The following is a 13850-nucleotide window of genomic DNA, read 5'->3' as shown; positions in this document are numbered from 1 at the left end:
ACGCATGCGTTGTCGAAACACTAAAACCCAGCTGGCAAAGTTCTGTACTTTTCGTTGCATTATTGTGCACATTTGTATTGCAAAATACATTCGGCAGTTAGTTTGTATAAAAAACAAGAAATGAAAACAAAATCTTTTCAAAAAATACAGTCACTTTTCGATGAGGAGATTGATCAATTAAATAATTTAATTAGTTCAATGAAAGAACCACGTAACCACTCTTCACACCCTAACGCTTATCAAGTAAATTTGTACCTTTTTTCCCATAGTAAGGAGATAAAGAAAGGATTAAACAAGGTATTAAAAAAATTAGATAAACTATTAGTGATTAAAGAAAAAGATTTTAGTCGAGAAATTGAAAAACGAAATACGTGGGTCGAAAAAAAATTCTCCGAAGTACTTCCTATTAACGTTGAAACTGAAGTTGTTGTGTGCATAGTTTGACATGCAACATATACTATAACTTTAGACAACTATTTGATGTTTTTAGATATCAATAGAGGAATAAATGAACTAATCTAGAGATAAAGTTTATTAGAAATTTTGATTCAATCCTTTTTAACCACAATAAACTATCAACAATTCTTATTAGATAACAAAAAACCTCTAGAACGACATTTAACGTCGTTCTAGAGGTTTTTTGTTATCTTTCCATCCACGCCACCGTCTCCACATGCGCCGTATGCGGGAACATGTCGACCGGTGTGACTTCGACAAGTCGGTAGCCGCGGTCAGCGAGGTAACGCATATCGCGTGCTTGCGTCGCGACGTTACACGACACGTAGACGATCCGCTTCGGTGCCATCTCGACCATCGTCTCGAGGAACGACTCGGCACAGCCTTTACGCGGCGGATCAACGACGATGACGTCTGGATTGACGCCATCCTTCTTCCACTGCGGCAACACATCTTCCGCTGCGCCACACGCGTACGTCACGTTGTCGATTTCATTGACGAGCGCGTTCTGTTTCGCGTCCTCAATTGCTTCCGGCACGACTTCGACGCCATACACGTGCGCCGCTTTCCGGGCGAGGAACAGACTGATCGTCCCGATGCCGCAATAGGCGTCGACGACTTGTTCCGTTCCGGTGAGTTGAGCGTATTCGAGCGCCTTGCCGTACAGTTTCTCCGTCTGGACCGGGTTGACTTGGAAGAATGAGTGCGGGGAAATCGTGAACGTCAGTCCACCGATTTTGTCCTCAATCGTCTCATGGCCATATAACAATTTGTTCGTCGATCCTAAGATGACGTTCGTCTTGTCCGGGTTGACGTTTTGCATAATCGACGTCACGTCCGGGAGACGCTTCAAGATGTCGGCGACAATCTCGTTCACACCTTTGATTTTCGTCGTCTTCGTGATGAGGACGATCATCAATTCACCCGAATGATACCCGTAACGGGCCATGACGTGGCGGATGACGCCGCGCCCTGTCTTCTCATCGTACGCAGGCACACCGTGCGCCGCGAGCACGTCACGGACGACTTGGACGGCCTCATCGTTGCGCTCGTCTTGGATGAGACATTCCTTCATCTCGACGATGTCGTGTGAACGTGGACGATAGAAACCGGCGACGAGGCGACCGGCCTCGTCTTTGAACGGCACTTGCGCCTTGTTGCGGTAACGCCATGGTTCCGGCATGCCGATCGTCTCGTGGACGGGCACATCGAATTGGCCAAGTCGCTTCAACGCATCGACGACACGGTCCCGTTTTTGGCGGAGCTGGCCGTCATAGCTGAAGTGTTGGAGCTGACAGCCCCCGCACTGATAGAAAATCGGGCACGGTGGCTCGACACGGTCCGCACTCGCTTGTTTCACATCGATCAAGCGGGCGAACCCGTACTGTTTATTCGTCTTCGTCACGACAATCTCCACGGTCTCTCCCGGAAGTGCGTTCGGGACGAACAACGTATAACCGTCGACCCGTGCCACACCCGCGCCTTCGTGTGTGAGGTCGTGGATGTGGACGTCGAGACGGTCATTTTTTTGGACTGGTAACATGAGTCTCTCCTTTCCCGATTCAAAAAATAGTGTGTATTGGTTCATACCCGTTCCAAGCGAACGAAAAGCTCGGCGTGTGCGCCACGCCGAGCCGACTCATTCTGCTTTCTCGTTTGACACGTTGAACAGCTGTTTGATCATCTGTTCGCGTTCATACTGGGCGTTCAGGTCTTCCATCTCACGGATGCGCGCGTTCGGCGCGAGCACCGTCAAGTGACGGAACAAGTTCCGCATCTCGCCTGTGCATTCGCCGCCGTACTCACCGTCGATGTTGAGACTCATCGGTTCCGTCGTCGTCTTCATCTTGACGCGTCCCGTCTTGACGTGCTCGACGAGCGGACTCGACAAGTGTTCGCCGCGGAGCAATAAACGGACGACGTGGATGAACTCGAACAAGTTACACTTGCGCAAGATGAACAAGTCGAACAGTCCGTCGTTCAATGACGCGTGCGGTGAGATCTTCTCAAAGCCACCGACCGAGTTCGAATTCGACGTGAGGAAAATCATGACCTCGCCGCTGAACGTGCCCTCGTCGTGTTCGAGCTCGATATACGTCGGCTTGATGAGTGGAAGCTTCTCCATCCCTTTGACGTAATAGGCGAGCTGGCCGAGCGCCGTCTTCAGTTTCGACGGCACTTCATACGACAGCTCCGTCATGATGCCTCCGCCGGCGATATTGATGAAGTAATGGATGTCGCCTTTTTCCCCTTCAATCTCACCGAGGTCGACCGGCATCTCGAACCCGTCACAGATGACGTCGAGGGCACCGACGACGTTGAGCGGGATTCGCATCGCCCGGGCGAAGTCGTTCGTCGTTCCGACCGGGATGAGTCCGATCGTCGGACGCGTGTCGAGCGGAGCGAGTCCCGAGATGACCTCGTTCAGCGTCCCGTCCCCACCGGCCGCGATAATCAAGTCGAACTCGGCCTCTGCGGCCCGAACGGCCTCGAGCGTCGCGTCGCCGATCGCTTTCGTCGCGTACGTCGACGTCTCATAACCCGCATCCTCGAGGCGGTTCAAAATGTACGGGAGTTCCCGTTTGATCACTTCTTTTCCAGATGTCGGGTTATAGATGACCCGTGCGCGTTTTCGTTGCATAATGTTCTCTCCCCATGCTCAAGTCGAGCGAAAAGCGAGACACAAGTGCCTCGCCGCTTGTTTAGCGTTTGGCGATCTCTTCGTGGAACAAGCCATCGAGGAGTGCCGGGTTCGCCATCCCTTTCGTCTGCTTCATGATCTGCCCGATGATAAAGCCTTTAGCACGGTCTTTCCCGTTCTTAAAGTCTTCAATCATCTGCGGATGCGCTTCGAACAAGTCGAGGATGTAGCCGCGGAGCAAGTTCTCGTCCGAGATTTGGGCGAGACCGTTCGCTTCGACGTACGCCTTCGGCTCGGCGCCTTCTTCGATCATAGCTGTGAACACGCGTTTGGCGATCTTCGAAGAAATTGTACCTTCTCCAATCAAACGAATCAACTCCGCAAGCGAGCTCGGTGTCAATTTCATCGTCTCGATCGTATCGTCCGATTTGTTCAAGTGACCGAGCACTTCACCCATGAGCCAGTTCGCGGCCGCTTTCGGTTCGGCACCGGCCGCAGTCGTCGCTTCGAAGAAGTCCGAGAACTCCCGCGTCGACGTGAGCGCCTTGGCATCATAAGCCGACAGGCCGTAGTTGTTCATATAACGTTCGCGACGTGCGACCGGAAGTTCCGGAAGCGTGGCGCGGATGCGTTCTTTCCATTCCTCATCGATCTCGAGACGGACGAGGTCCGGCTCTGGGAAGTAACGGTAATCGGCCGCCCCTTCTTTGACACGCATGAGGATCGTCTTCTTCGCCGCCTCGTCAAAACGGAGCGTCTCTTGACGCATGACGCCGCCCGTGATGAGGAGTTTGCGGTGACGGTCTTCCTCATACTCGAGCGCCTTCAAGACGTTCGAGAACGAGTTCAAGTTTTTGAGCTCCGTCTTCGTGCCGAACGGCTCTTGACCGAACGGACGGACCGAGATGTTACAGTCGCAACGGAGCGACCCTTCTTCCATCTTGACGTCCGAGACGCCCGCGAACGAGAGCACTTCTTTCAAGCGCTCGAGGTAGGCGACGGCGTCTTTCGGTGAACGCATGTCAGCCTCACTGACGATCTCGATGAGGGGTGACCCGGTCCGGTTGAAGTCGACGACCGAGTGTTTCTCGCCCGTGTGGTTCATCTTCCCGGCATCTTCCTCGAGATGGACGCGTTCGATGCGGAACCGCTTCATCTCACCGTCGACTTCGACATCGACATGGCCGTTGAAACCGATCGGCTGGTCGAACTGCGAGATTTGGTACGCTTTCGGCGTATCCGGATAGAAATAGTTCTTGCGGTCAAATTTCGTATCGGTCGCGATTTCGCAGTTGAGTGCCATCGCGGCCTTGATGGCGAGATTGACGGCCTCTTCGTTCAATTTAGGCAAGACGCCCGGGTGTCCGAGACAAATCGGACACGTCTGTGTATTCGTTTCGGCACCGTATGTGCGCGAGCAGCCACACCAAATCTTCGACTTCGTGCTCAGCTCGGCGTGCACCTCGATCCCGATGATCGTTTCAAAGTTCATCGTACGTCCTCCTTAGAGCTGTGGCATCTTGAAACCGCCGTTTGCTTGTTCAAAAGCATGGGCCACGCGGTAGAGTGTTGGTTCACTGAAATGGTTCCCGATGATCTGTAAACCGACCGGGAGACCTTCTGACAAGCCAGCCGGTACCGAGATGGCCGGGATGCCCGCCAAGTTGACCGGAATCGTCATGATATCGTTGGCATACATCGTGAGCGGATCTTCGAGCTGGTCACCGAGTTTGAACGCGACCGTCGGCGCAGTCGGTCCGATAATTGCATCGTAGTCGGCGAATACGTTCGCGAAGTCTTGCTTCATGAGCGTGCGGACCTGTTGCGATTTTTTGTAGAACGCATCGTAATAACCCGAGCTGAGTGCGTATGTCCCAAGCATGATGCGGCGTTTCACTTCTTCCCCGAAACCTTGTTCGCGCGAGTACGTGAACACTTCTTCGAGCGCATCGGCCTCGGCGCGGCGCCCGTAACGGATGCCGTCAAACCGGGCGAGGTTCGAAGACGCTTCCGATGACGCGAGCAAGTAGTACGTCGGGAGCGCATATTTCACCGTCGGGAGCGAGACCGTCTCGACCGTCGCACCGAGCGACTTGAGCGTCTCGACCGCTTGTTCAATCTGTTTACGGACACCTTCTGACACGCCTTCGGCCATGAACTCTTTTGGAAGTGCGAGCTTCATACCTTTGATATCGCCGTGAAGTGATTTCGTGTAATCCGGTACGTCGACCGTCGCTGACGTCGAGTCCATGTCGCAATGACCGGCAATCGCGTTCAACAAGTAGGCGTTATCTTCGACCGTACGAGTGAGCGGACCGATTTGGTCGAGCGACGAGGCGAATGCGACGAGACCGTAACGTGAGACGAGACCGTACGTCGGTTTCATCCCGACGACGCCACAATAGGCCGCCGGTTGACGAATCGAGCCACCCGTATCCGAGCCGAGGCTGAACAAAACTTGACCGGCCGCGACCGTTGCCGCTGAACCGCCTGACGAACCGCCTGGTACGCGGTCTGTGTCCCACGGGTTGCGGACGACTTTGAACGCCGAGTTCTCGTTCGATGAACCCATCGCGAACTCGTCCATGTTGAGTTTCCCGATCGTGACGGCACCGGCATCATGGAGACGCTCGACGACCGTCGCGTCATGGGCCGGGACAAAGTTCTCGAGGAACTTCGAGGCACACGTCGTGCGTGTCCCTTTCGTGACGATGTTGTCTTTGACGCCGATCGGCAAACCGAAGAGCGGGTTGTCCGAGGTCTTGGCGAGCTCGTCCATCCGTTTCGCCTGTTCGAACGCGTCTTCGTTGAGCGTCAAGAAGGCACCGATTTTCTCGTCGGTCGCCTCGATGCGGTCAAATGATTCTTTGACGAGGTCGGATACCGTGACTTCGCCTTCTTTTATAAGCGTATGCAGCTTGGCTACACCGTGATCAAATAAACTCATGAAGGGCCTCCTTATTCAAAGACCGCTGGGACACGGACTTGGCCGTTCTCCCAATCAGGTGCCATCCGTTCGACTTCCTCGCGTGGAAGTGAAGGACGAACCTCGTCTTTGCGTAGTACGTTTTTCAAATCTAGGGCATGGGTCGTCGGGATGACGCCCGTCGTATCGAGTTCATCGAGTTGCTCGGCGAACTCGAGGATTTTTGTCAATTGCTCCGTGAAGTGCGTCACTTCATCTTCTGTGATCGCAAGTCGGGCGAGTCCGGCGACGTGCCGAACTTCAGCTTCTGTGATTCGAGCCAAAGGTTCCACCTCCAACAGTTTTCAATACATCGTCCATTATCATACCACTTTTTTATAAGACAAAAAAGAAAATCCCATCTCGCCAATCTTGATGTCTTTTTTGAAAAGTTAGGGAATGTCCCTGTAATATTGACTCGTTTCCAAAAACGCCTATTCGGTCCGTCCCTCAATCTCATTATGCTTAGAAAGAAGCATTCTTTTTTTCGAGGAGGATCCCTATGTCAATCCGTAACAAACTGATCGTCGCCTTCACCGTCTTGCTCGTGTTGTTGCTCGGGGTGAGCGGCTACTCATTCTATGCATTGAACGCGTCCAAGGCCGCCCAGCAAGATATGAACGTCTCGTGGGTGCCGGGAATGGATCAAATTCATCAAGTCGATAAACAGTTGCTTGAGATTCGCCAACAGATGATGCGCCACGCCTTGGTCGAAGACGAGGTGACGAAGCAAAATGTCGAAACGAACCTCGACACGGGCATCACGATTCTCGAGCAACAGATGAGCGGTTATGAGTCGACCATCATCACGAAAGCCGACCAGGAGCTGTTCGATCAAGCGACGGACCAATGGACGACATTTAAAACGAATATCGAAGAGCTCGTCCGCATCTCGAACGCGGACGGTCAAGCCGCGGCCGATGCCTATATCCGGGACACGGCGACACCGGCCGCCGATGCCCTCTCGAACACGCTCGGTCTGCTCGTCAACTTGAACCGCGACGCGATTCGGTCTGACACGGAATCCGGTGCGGCGCTGTTCGAGCAAGTCCAGTTCACGCTCATGGTCATCATGGCCGCGGCGGTCGTCTTTACAGTATTGATGATGGTATTCATCTTCCGCTCGATCTTCGAACCGCTCAACGAGTTCAAACTGAAGATGCGCGAACTCGCCACGAGCCAAGGCGATTTGACGACCGCCATCCCGGTGAAGCGACGCGACGAGTTCTCGGGACTCGCCCGCGACTTCAACCAATTCCTCGCCAACCTCCGTCAATTGATCCTTCAAGTGAACGGTGTGTCACGCGGGGTGACCGAACAATCCGCTCACATGTACGACGAATTGAAAGCGCTTGATACGTATATGACGACGACCGCCGCGACGACAGAGGACTTGACAGCCGGCATGCAACAGACGGCCGCGAGTGCCCAAGAGATGAACGCGTCGGCCTCCGACATGGAACGGACGCTCCACCATATCGTGACGATGGCCGCCGAGCGAAAAGCCGAGGCCGCACAAGTCGATGCCCGTGCCGTCGCCCTGCGTGACCATGCCGTCGAGGCGAAAGCGTCCGCACTCAGTGTCCTGTCATCGACACGTGTCAATTTAGAGAAAGCGATGCAGGACGCCAAAGCCGTCCGGGAAATCGCGACACTCACGAATGACATCCTCGACATCGCCGCCCAGACGAATCTCCTGTCCTTGAACGCCTCGATCGAAGCCGCTCGGGCCGGTGAAGCGGGACGCGGGTTCGCCGTCGTCGCCGATGAGATTCGAAAACTGGCGGAGACGAGCCGGACGACCGTCGAACGGATTCAAGCCATCTCGACGACCGTGCTCCACTCCGTCGACCATTTAAATGACACGTCGAGCGAGATGCTCGGTTTCCTCGATACGAACGTATTGAAAGACTATGATCAGCTTGAGGAAGCGGCCGAGCATTACAGTGAGGACGCCGGCCGATTCGAGACGACCGCATCAGAATTCGCCGATGCCGCCGTCGAACTCGAACAGTTGACGTCGAATATGATCGGGGTCATTCAAGATGTCGCCGTCACGGTCAACAACGGGGCGCTCGGCACGCAAGAAATCGCCGAGAAAGTGACCATGTCCGTCGACCGCTTCAGCGAGTTGAACCGGGCCACCGAGATGTCCCAACAAAAAATGGATGAGTTGAACGAGTTGATCGGTCAATTCAAAGTATGAAAAAAAGGAAGCGTCCTCGCGTGAGGATGCTTCCTTTTGATTAGGCGGCTGCTTCCCGCAATTCTTTTTTCCGCTCCAATTCGAAACGCTTCGTCTCGGCGACGACGACACCCGACAAGAACAAGAGACCAATCAAGTTCGGGATTGCCATCAGTCCGTTGAAGACGTCCGAAATGGCCCAAATCAGATTCAAGTTCGTTGTCATCGCACCAAGTCCAGCGACGAGGATATACATCATCCGATACGGAACGATCGCTTTCTCCCCGAGCAGATAATAGACCGACCGTTCGCCGTAATAACACCAGCCGATGACCGTCGAGAAAGCGAAGAAGACGAGCGAGATCGTGACGATGAGTTCCCCGATCGGGCCGAGGAAGTAAGCGAACGACGCTTGCGTCAACTCGATGCCCTGGAGCCCGCCCGTATATTGACCGCTCATGACGATTGTCAATCCGGTGATCGAACAGACGATGAGCGTATCGATCAATACTTGCGTCATCGAGACGAGCGCTTGCCGTCCCGGGAAATCGGTCTTCGCCGCAGCAGCTGCGATCGGTGCCGAACCGAGACCCGCCTCGTTCGAGAACACGCCTCGGGCAACCCCGTAACGGATGGCGGCACCGAGCGCCCCGCCGCCGATGGCTTCCGCACTGAACGTGCTCGAGAAGATGGTCGCGAACGCCGATGGGATCAACTCGTAATTGGTGACGAGAATGACGAGACCGCCTCCGACGTATGCGAAGATCATGACCGGCACGAAAATGCCGACGACTTTCCCGATTGATTTGACGCCGCCGAGGATGACGAACGCCGTCAAGACCATCATGCCGATTCCCGTCGCGATCATCGGTACCCCGAACGACGTGTTCAAGGCAAGACTGATCGAGTTCGTCTGGACACCGTTGCCGATCCCGAACGCAGCGATTGATGCGAACAAGGCGAACGTCATTCCGAGCCACCGTTTTTTCAACCCGTGCTCCAAATAGTACATCGGTCCGCCGGCGATTTCTCCCCGCTCATCGACGACGCGATATTTGACGGCAAGGATCGCTTCGGCGTATTTTGTCGCCATCCCGATAAAACCGGAGAGCCACATCCAGACGATGGCCCCCGGACCCCCGAGGACGACCGCCGTCGCGACACCGACCATGTTGCCGGTCCCGACCGTGGCCGCGAGCGCCGTCATGAGTGCTTGGAAATGTGAGATATCCCCGCGCTGTCGCTTCTGCTTCGCGACCTCTGCGTCCGTCTGCTGTTTCGGGATGAACGCTTCTTTCAAACCGACACCGAGACGTGTCACTTGGATAAATCCGAGCCGGAACGTCAAGTAAATCCCGGTCCCAATCAATAGAATCAACAAATGTGGTCCCCAGACGAGATTCGATAGACTCGTCAAGACCGCTTCAAATTGTTCCATGCTAGTTATGCCCCCTATGTATTTCTTGAATTCACTGTTCCTTCATATTTTTCAGAACATTCTCAACTTCGTCAAGTTGACGGGGCACGAAACCGAGACGTTACCGTGTAATATTTTTGTAATATACCTCTCTGACGCTTTGAATGACCTTGATTCCAAATTTAGTATTTGAAATAAATTTGTAATGAGAAACCCTAACAAAAACGGCCTCCCCTCAAGGAAGCCGTCGCCATTTATGATGTGAGCGCCGCGACGACTTCGTCGACGTGCCCGTTCACTTTCACACTGCGCCATTCCTGTTCGATATAACCGTCCTCATTGATGAGGAACGTCGAGCGGACGATGCCGTAGTACTCTTTCCCGTAGTTCTTCTTCAACTGCCAGACGCCGTATAACTCCGACACCTCATGCGTGTCGTCGACGAGCAAATCGAACGGAAGCTCGTGTTTGGCGATGAAGTTTTGGTGCTTCTTCTGGCTATCGGCCGAGATGCCGAGGACGACGGCCCCGTTCAATCTCGGTGTCGCGTCACGGAAATCACACGCCTCGGTCGTGCAGCCCGGCGTCGCGTCCTTCGGGTAGAAATAAAGGACGACTTTCTGACCACGATAGTCCTCGAGCGAGATCATGTCCCCGTTTTGGTTCGGTAATGTGAATGTCGGTGCTAACATGTTGCTTCCTCCTTATCCGAACGACGGGTCGACGAGGTTCTCGTCATAACCGTCAATCGCTTGTTCTAATTTTTGTTTGAGCGGTTCGAGCACTTCGAGATACTCGACCGGGTCTTCTGTCGCGGCTGCTTTTTGGAGCTCCGCCTCATTGTCGGTATACCACGTCCGGTACGCCTCGAAGTAGTCGGTCATCGTGTCTTGATTCTCTGGTACGGTGAGTGTCTCGGACATGAGCAAGAAGACGTTATTGTCGGCTTCAAGCGCCATATAGTCGGTTTGGGCGTTCACTCGGTCGTAAATCGGACCGGCCTCATCTTCCGGCACGTCGGCGAGACGGGCGTTCGCTTCCGGATTCACCCCGTACTCGTTCGCTTCGATGCCCGTCAGCATGACTCCGACTTCTCCGATCACGTCGGCCGGGAGCAAGGCCGGTGTGACGACGAGCTTCCACTCATCCTCTTCTTTAATGGCGACTTTCGAGAGCCGGTTCGGCAGTTCATTGCCGTCCGCGTCTTCCATCTCGTGGACGATGAAGGCGACGTCCCCGTCCTCGTTCACCCAACTCTCGTACATATCGCCTGGTGTGAGCTCGCGCGTCTTCGCGCCTGTCGCCGGGATGGCGGTCAACTCGCCCGCATAATCGATTGCTTTAAGCGCGGCCGCATCCCCGTCTTCGAGTGCTTGTTGATACGACGCATATACCGTCTCAACCGCTTCCGGGAGCGGCGCTTTCGTCTCTTCGGTCGTCTCCTCGACCGGCGCCTCTTCTCCCGTGCCGCACCCCGCAAGCAGGGCGGTGAGGGCGAGTGGCAATATCCACTGTTTCATCGAATCATTCCCTTCACAAGACGTCCTGTACCCCCATCCTACCACGACTCGATTTCGAGCGAAAACGACAAGCTTTTTTGGAAAATTGTTTCACTAGGATTTCACCAAGATTTTCGATACAATACAGACGTAAGCGCTTAACTGCTTGATCACTTTTTAAGGGGGAACGAGAATGATTCCATACAAACATGAACCATTCACAGACTTTACAAACAAAGAGAACGCCGCAGCCATCCAAGCGGCAATCGAGAAAGTGAACGGTGAGCTCGGGAAAGACTATCCGCTCGTAATCGGTGGGGAAAAAGTTACGACGGAAAGCAAAATCACGTCTTACAACCCAGCTAACAAAGAAGAAGTCATCGGACACGTCTCGAAAGCGAACCAAGAGCTCGCGGAGCGTGCGATGCAAGAAGCGCTCACTGCGTTCGACTCATGGCGTCACGTCGACCCGGCCGTCCGTGCCGACGTCTTGTTCAAAGCGGCGAACATCGTCCGCAAGCGCAAGCACGAGTTCTCGGCCTACCTCGTCAAAGAGGCAGGCAAGCCGTGGAACGAAGCAGACGCGGATACAGCGGAAGCGATCGACTTCATGGAGTACTACGCACGTCAAATGCTCGAACTCAAACCAGGTAAAAAAGTCGAGAGCCGTCCGGGCGAATACAACCGCTATGACTACATCCCACTCGGGGTCGGGATCGTCATCAGCCCTTGGAACTTCCCGTTCGCAATCATGGCAGGGACGGCCGTTGCGGCCATCGTCGCCGGTAACACGATCCTCTTGAAACCAGCTTCGACGACACCGATCGTCGCTGCGAAATTCGTCGAGGTCATGGAAGAAGCAGGCTTGCCGAAAGGTGTCCTCAACTTCATCCCAGGACCAGGCGCTGAAGTCGGTGACTACCTCGTCGACCATCCGAAGACACGCTTCATCAGCTTCACAGGTTCACGTGACGTGGGCTTGCGCATCAACGAGCGCGCTTCGAAATTGAACGACGGCCAAATCTGGCTCAAACGCGTCATCGCTGAGATGGGCGGAAAAGACACGATCGTCGTCGACGAATCAGCGGACCTCGAACTCGCGGCCCAATCGATCGTCAAATCGGCATTCGGTTTCTCAGGTCAAAAATGTTCGGCTTGTTCACGTGCCGTCATCGTCGACAGCGTGTATGACACGGTGCTCGATCGCGTCGTCGAATTGACGAACGAACTCTCGGTCGGCAACACGGAGCAGAACGAACACTTCATGGGACCGGTCATCGATGCGGCCGCGTTCAAGAAGATCACATCATACTTCGATGTCGCCAAAGAAGAAGGCAAGATCGTCGCCGGCGGAAAAGCTGACGACTCGACAGGCTACTTCGTCGAGCCGACGGTCGTCGCCGACGTCGCACCGAAAGCACGTCTCATGCAAGAAGAGATCTTTGGACCGATCGTCGCCTTCACGAAAGCGAAAGATTTCAAAGAAGCGATCGACATCGCCAACAACACGGAATACGGCTTGACGGGTGCCGTCCTCACGCGTGACCGCTCAAACCAAGAGTACGCGCGTCAGAACTTCCACGTCGGCAACTTGTATTTCAACCGTGGCTGCACAGGCGCCATCGTCGGCTATCAGCCGTTCGGCGGGTTCAACATGTCAGGCACAGACTCAAAAGCAGGCGGACCGGATTATATCCAACTCCACATGCAAGCAAAAACGACGTCTGAGACGTTTTAATCCAAAAGCCCGGCTCATTTGAGCCGGGCTGTTCACTACATAAAGGAGCGCCGACGCAACCGTCAGCGCTCCTTTTGTCATGCCCTCATCCGAGTGCTACATCTAAAATCATCATGATCGTGAAGCCGAGCATCAACGCCATCGACGCCATATCTTTATGCCCATTCTCTTGAGACCCCGGGATTACTTCTTCGACGACGACAAAAATCATCGCCCCGGCGGCAAAGCTGAGCGCGAACGGCAAGAGCGGCTCCATGACAAGCACGGCCCAAACGCCGACCAGTGCGGCCACCGGTTCGACCATGCCCGATAACTGACCGTAGAAAAAACTGCGGCGCCGGGAGAGCCCATCCCGTCTGAGCGGGAGCGACACGGCGGCACCTTCCGGAAAGTTTTGAATGCCGATGCCGATGGCCAGCGCGATGGCACCCGTTAGCGAGGCGGACGGGAAATCGGCTGCGACCGCCCCGAAAGCGACGCCGATGGCCAGTCCTTCCGGGATGTTATGCAGCGTGATCGCCAAGACGAGCAACGTGCTACGCTTCCGTTTCTGCGGACGGAAACCTTCCACTTCTTTTAAGGAAGACGTCGGATGCACGTGCGGAATCAGCTTGTCGACGACTGACAAAAACAGACCACCCACTAAAAAACCGACGGTGGCCGGAAACCAAGCCGGCATCGCGTCTTGTTCCGCCATTTCGATGGCCGGGGCGAGGAGTGACCAAAAACTGGCCGCTATCATGACACCGCCGGCAAACCCGAGCATGCTGTCCATCAACCGCTCGTTAATCGACTTCGTCATGAAGACGATGGCCGCCCCGAGCGCGGTCATCCCCCACGTGAACATCGTCCCGAGCAACGCCTGCATGGCCGGGCTCAGTTGAGCCACCCATTCCCACATCACCATCGTCTCCTTCCACCCTATCCTTTTCCCGGGACGCATGCGTCG

At 54.6% G+C, this 13850-nt stretch carries 12 protein-coding genes; 3 read left to right on the top strand and 9 right to left on the bottom strand.

The window, feature by feature from the left end:
- The first annotated feature begins 102 nt into the window (after nucleotides 1-102).
- A complete protein-coding gene (locus tag KNP78_RS08785) occupies nucleotides 103-444 on the top strand; it encodes a hypothetical protein (protein WP_214823726.1) in 342 nt (113 codons plus the stop codon).
- A gap of 199 nt (nucleotides 445-643) precedes the next feature.
- Here the strand turns inward: KNP78_RS08785 and rlmD are convergent, their stop codons facing one another.
- The 5 genes from rlmD to gatC all read right to left on the bottom strand — a co-directional run bounded on the left by rlmD (nucleotide 644) and on the right by gatC (nucleotide 6346).
- On the bottom strand, nucleotides 644-1999 hold the full coding sequence (rlmD, locus tag KNP78_RS08780) for a 23S rRNA (uracil(1939)-C(5))-methyltransferase RlmD (RefSeq protein WP_214823724.1): 1356 nt from the start codon (nucleotides 1997-1999) through the stop codon (nucleotides 644-646).
- 96 nt (nucleotides 2000-2095) lie between these two features.
- Complete coding sequence (locus KNP78_RS08775; protein ID WP_214753993.1) at nucleotides 2096-3097, bottom strand: diacylglycerol kinase; 1002 nt, start codon at nucleotides 3095-3097, stop codon at nucleotides 2096-2098.
- 61 nt (nucleotides 3098-3158) lie between these two features.
- Nucleotides 3159-4589, bottom strand: coding sequence for an Asp-tRNA(Asn)/Glu-tRNA(Gln) amidotransferase subunit GatB (gene gatB / locus KNP78_RS08770; protein ID WP_021066489.1), 1431 nt, complete (start codon nucleotides 4587-4589; stop codon nucleotides 3159-3161).
- Nucleotides 4590-4601: 12 nt separating this feature from the next.
- Nucleotides 4602-6044 (bottom strand): Asp-tRNA(Asn)/Glu-tRNA(Gln) amidotransferase subunit GatA, encoded by a 1443-nt coding sequence (gene gatA, locus KNP78_RS08765; protein WP_214823722.1) that lies wholly within the window; start codon nucleotides 6042-6044, stop codon nucleotides 4602-4604.
- Nucleotides 6045-6055: 11 nt separating this feature from the next.
- The gene (gatC, locus tag KNP78_RS08760) at nucleotides 6056-6346 is read right to left on the bottom strand and encodes an Asp-tRNA(Asn)/Glu-tRNA(Gln) amidotransferase subunit GatC (protein ID WP_021066487.1); all 291 of its coding nucleotides are present in this window, start codon (nucleotides 6344-6346) and stop codon (nucleotides 6056-6058) included.
- A gap of 218 nt (nucleotides 6347-6564) precedes the next feature.
- Here gatC and KNP78_RS08755 point away from each other — a divergent pair, with 218 nt between their 5' ends.
- Nucleotides 6565-8268, top strand: coding sequence for a methyl-accepting chemotaxis protein (locus tag KNP78_RS08755; RefSeq protein ID WP_214823713.1), 1704 nt, complete (start codon nucleotides 6565-6567; stop codon nucleotides 8266-8268).
- A gap of 40 nt (nucleotides 8269-8308) precedes the next feature.
- Here KNP78_RS08755 and KNP78_RS08750 read toward each other — a convergent pair whose 3' ends face one another.
- From KNP78_RS08750 to KNP78_RS08740, 3 genes are all read right to left on the bottom strand, one after another.
- Complete coding sequence (locus KNP78_RS08750; RefSeq protein ID WP_214796903.1) at nucleotides 8309-9685, bottom strand: alanine/glycine:cation symporter family protein; 1377 nt, start codon at nucleotides 9683-9685, stop codon at nucleotides 8309-8311.
- 233 nt (nucleotides 9686-9918) lie between these two features.
- Nucleotides 9919-10356, bottom strand: a complete 438-nt coding sequence (bcp, locus tag KNP78_RS08745; RefSeq protein WP_034778758.1) for a thioredoxin-dependent thiol peroxidase — start codon at nucleotides 10354-10356, stop codon at nucleotides 9919-9921.
- Nucleotides 10357-10368: 12 nt separating this feature from the next.
- A complete protein-coding gene (locus tag KNP78_RS08740; RefSeq protein ID WP_214754001.1) occupies nucleotides 10369-11184 on the bottom strand; it encodes a nuclear transport factor 2 family protein in 816 nt (271 codons plus the stop codon).
- Nucleotides 11185-11356: 172 nt separating this feature from the next.
- Here KNP78_RS08740 and pruA point away from each other — a divergent pair, with 172 nt between their 5' ends.
- Complete coding sequence (gene pruA, locus KNP78_RS08735; RefSeq protein WP_034778762.1) at nucleotides 11357-12901, top strand: L-glutamate gamma-semialdehyde dehydrogenase; 1545 nt, start codon at nucleotides 11357-11359, stop codon at nucleotides 12899-12901.
- Nucleotides 12902-12986: 85 nt separating this feature from the next.
- On the opposite strand, the gene KNP78_RS08730 is transcribed toward pruA, so the two are convergent.
- Nucleotides 12987-13802: a ZIP family metal transporter gene (locus tag KNP78_RS08730; RefSeq protein WP_214823711.1), complete on the bottom strand. Its 816-nt coding sequence runs from the start codon at nucleotides 13800-13802 to the stop codon at nucleotides 12987-12989.
- Nucleotides 13803-13850: the final 48 nt, after the last annotated feature.

The sequence above is a fragment of the Exiguobacterium sp. s28 genome (assembly GCF_018618135.1).
GTDB classification, from domain to species: Bacteria; Bacillota; Bacilli; order Exiguobacteriales; family Exiguobacteriaceae; genus Exiguobacterium; species Exiguobacterium mexicanum_A.
The sequence above is the reverse complement of the archived record's forward strand: the minus strand, read 5'-3'. Positions and strand labels throughout refer to the sequence as shown.

Coding starts and splice junctions, on each gene's coding strand:
- gatA (WP_214823722.1), bottom strand. CDS start 6,044: ATGAGTTTATTTGATCACGGTGTAGCCAAGCTGCATACGCTTATAAAA.
- bcp (WP_034778758.1), bottom strand. CDS start 10,356: ATGTTAGCACCGACATTCACATTACCGAACCAAAACGGGGACATGATC.
- KNP78_RS08775 (WP_214753993.1), bottom strand. CDS start 3,097: ATGCAACGAAAACGCGCACGGGTCATCTATAACCCGACATCTGGAAAA.
- KNP78_RS08740 (WP_214754001.1), bottom strand. CDS start 11,184: ATGAAACAGTGGATATTGCCACTCGCCCTCACCGCCCTGCTTGCGGGG.
- KNP78_RS08750 (WP_214796903.1), bottom strand. CDS start 9,685: ATGGAACAATTTGAAGCGGTCTTGACGAGTCTATCGAATCTCGTCTGG.
- gatB (WP_021066489.1), bottom strand. CDS start 4,589: ATGAACTTTGAAACGATCATCGGGATCGAGGTGCACGCCGAGCTGAGC.
- KNP78_RS08755 (WP_214823713.1), top strand. CDS start 6,565: ATGTCAATCCGTAACAAACTGATCGTCGCCTTCACCGTCTTGCTCGTG.
- pruA (WP_034778762.1), top strand. CDS start 11,357: ATGATTCCATACAAACATGAACCATTCACAGACTTTACAAACAAAGAG.
- rlmD (WP_214823724.1), bottom strand. CDS start 1,999: ATGTTACCAGTCCAAAAAAATGACCGTCTCGACGTCCACATCCACGAC.
- KNP78_RS08730 (WP_214823711.1), bottom strand. CDS start 13,802: ATGTGGGAATGGGTGGCTCAACTGAGCCCGGCCATGCAGGCGTTGCTC.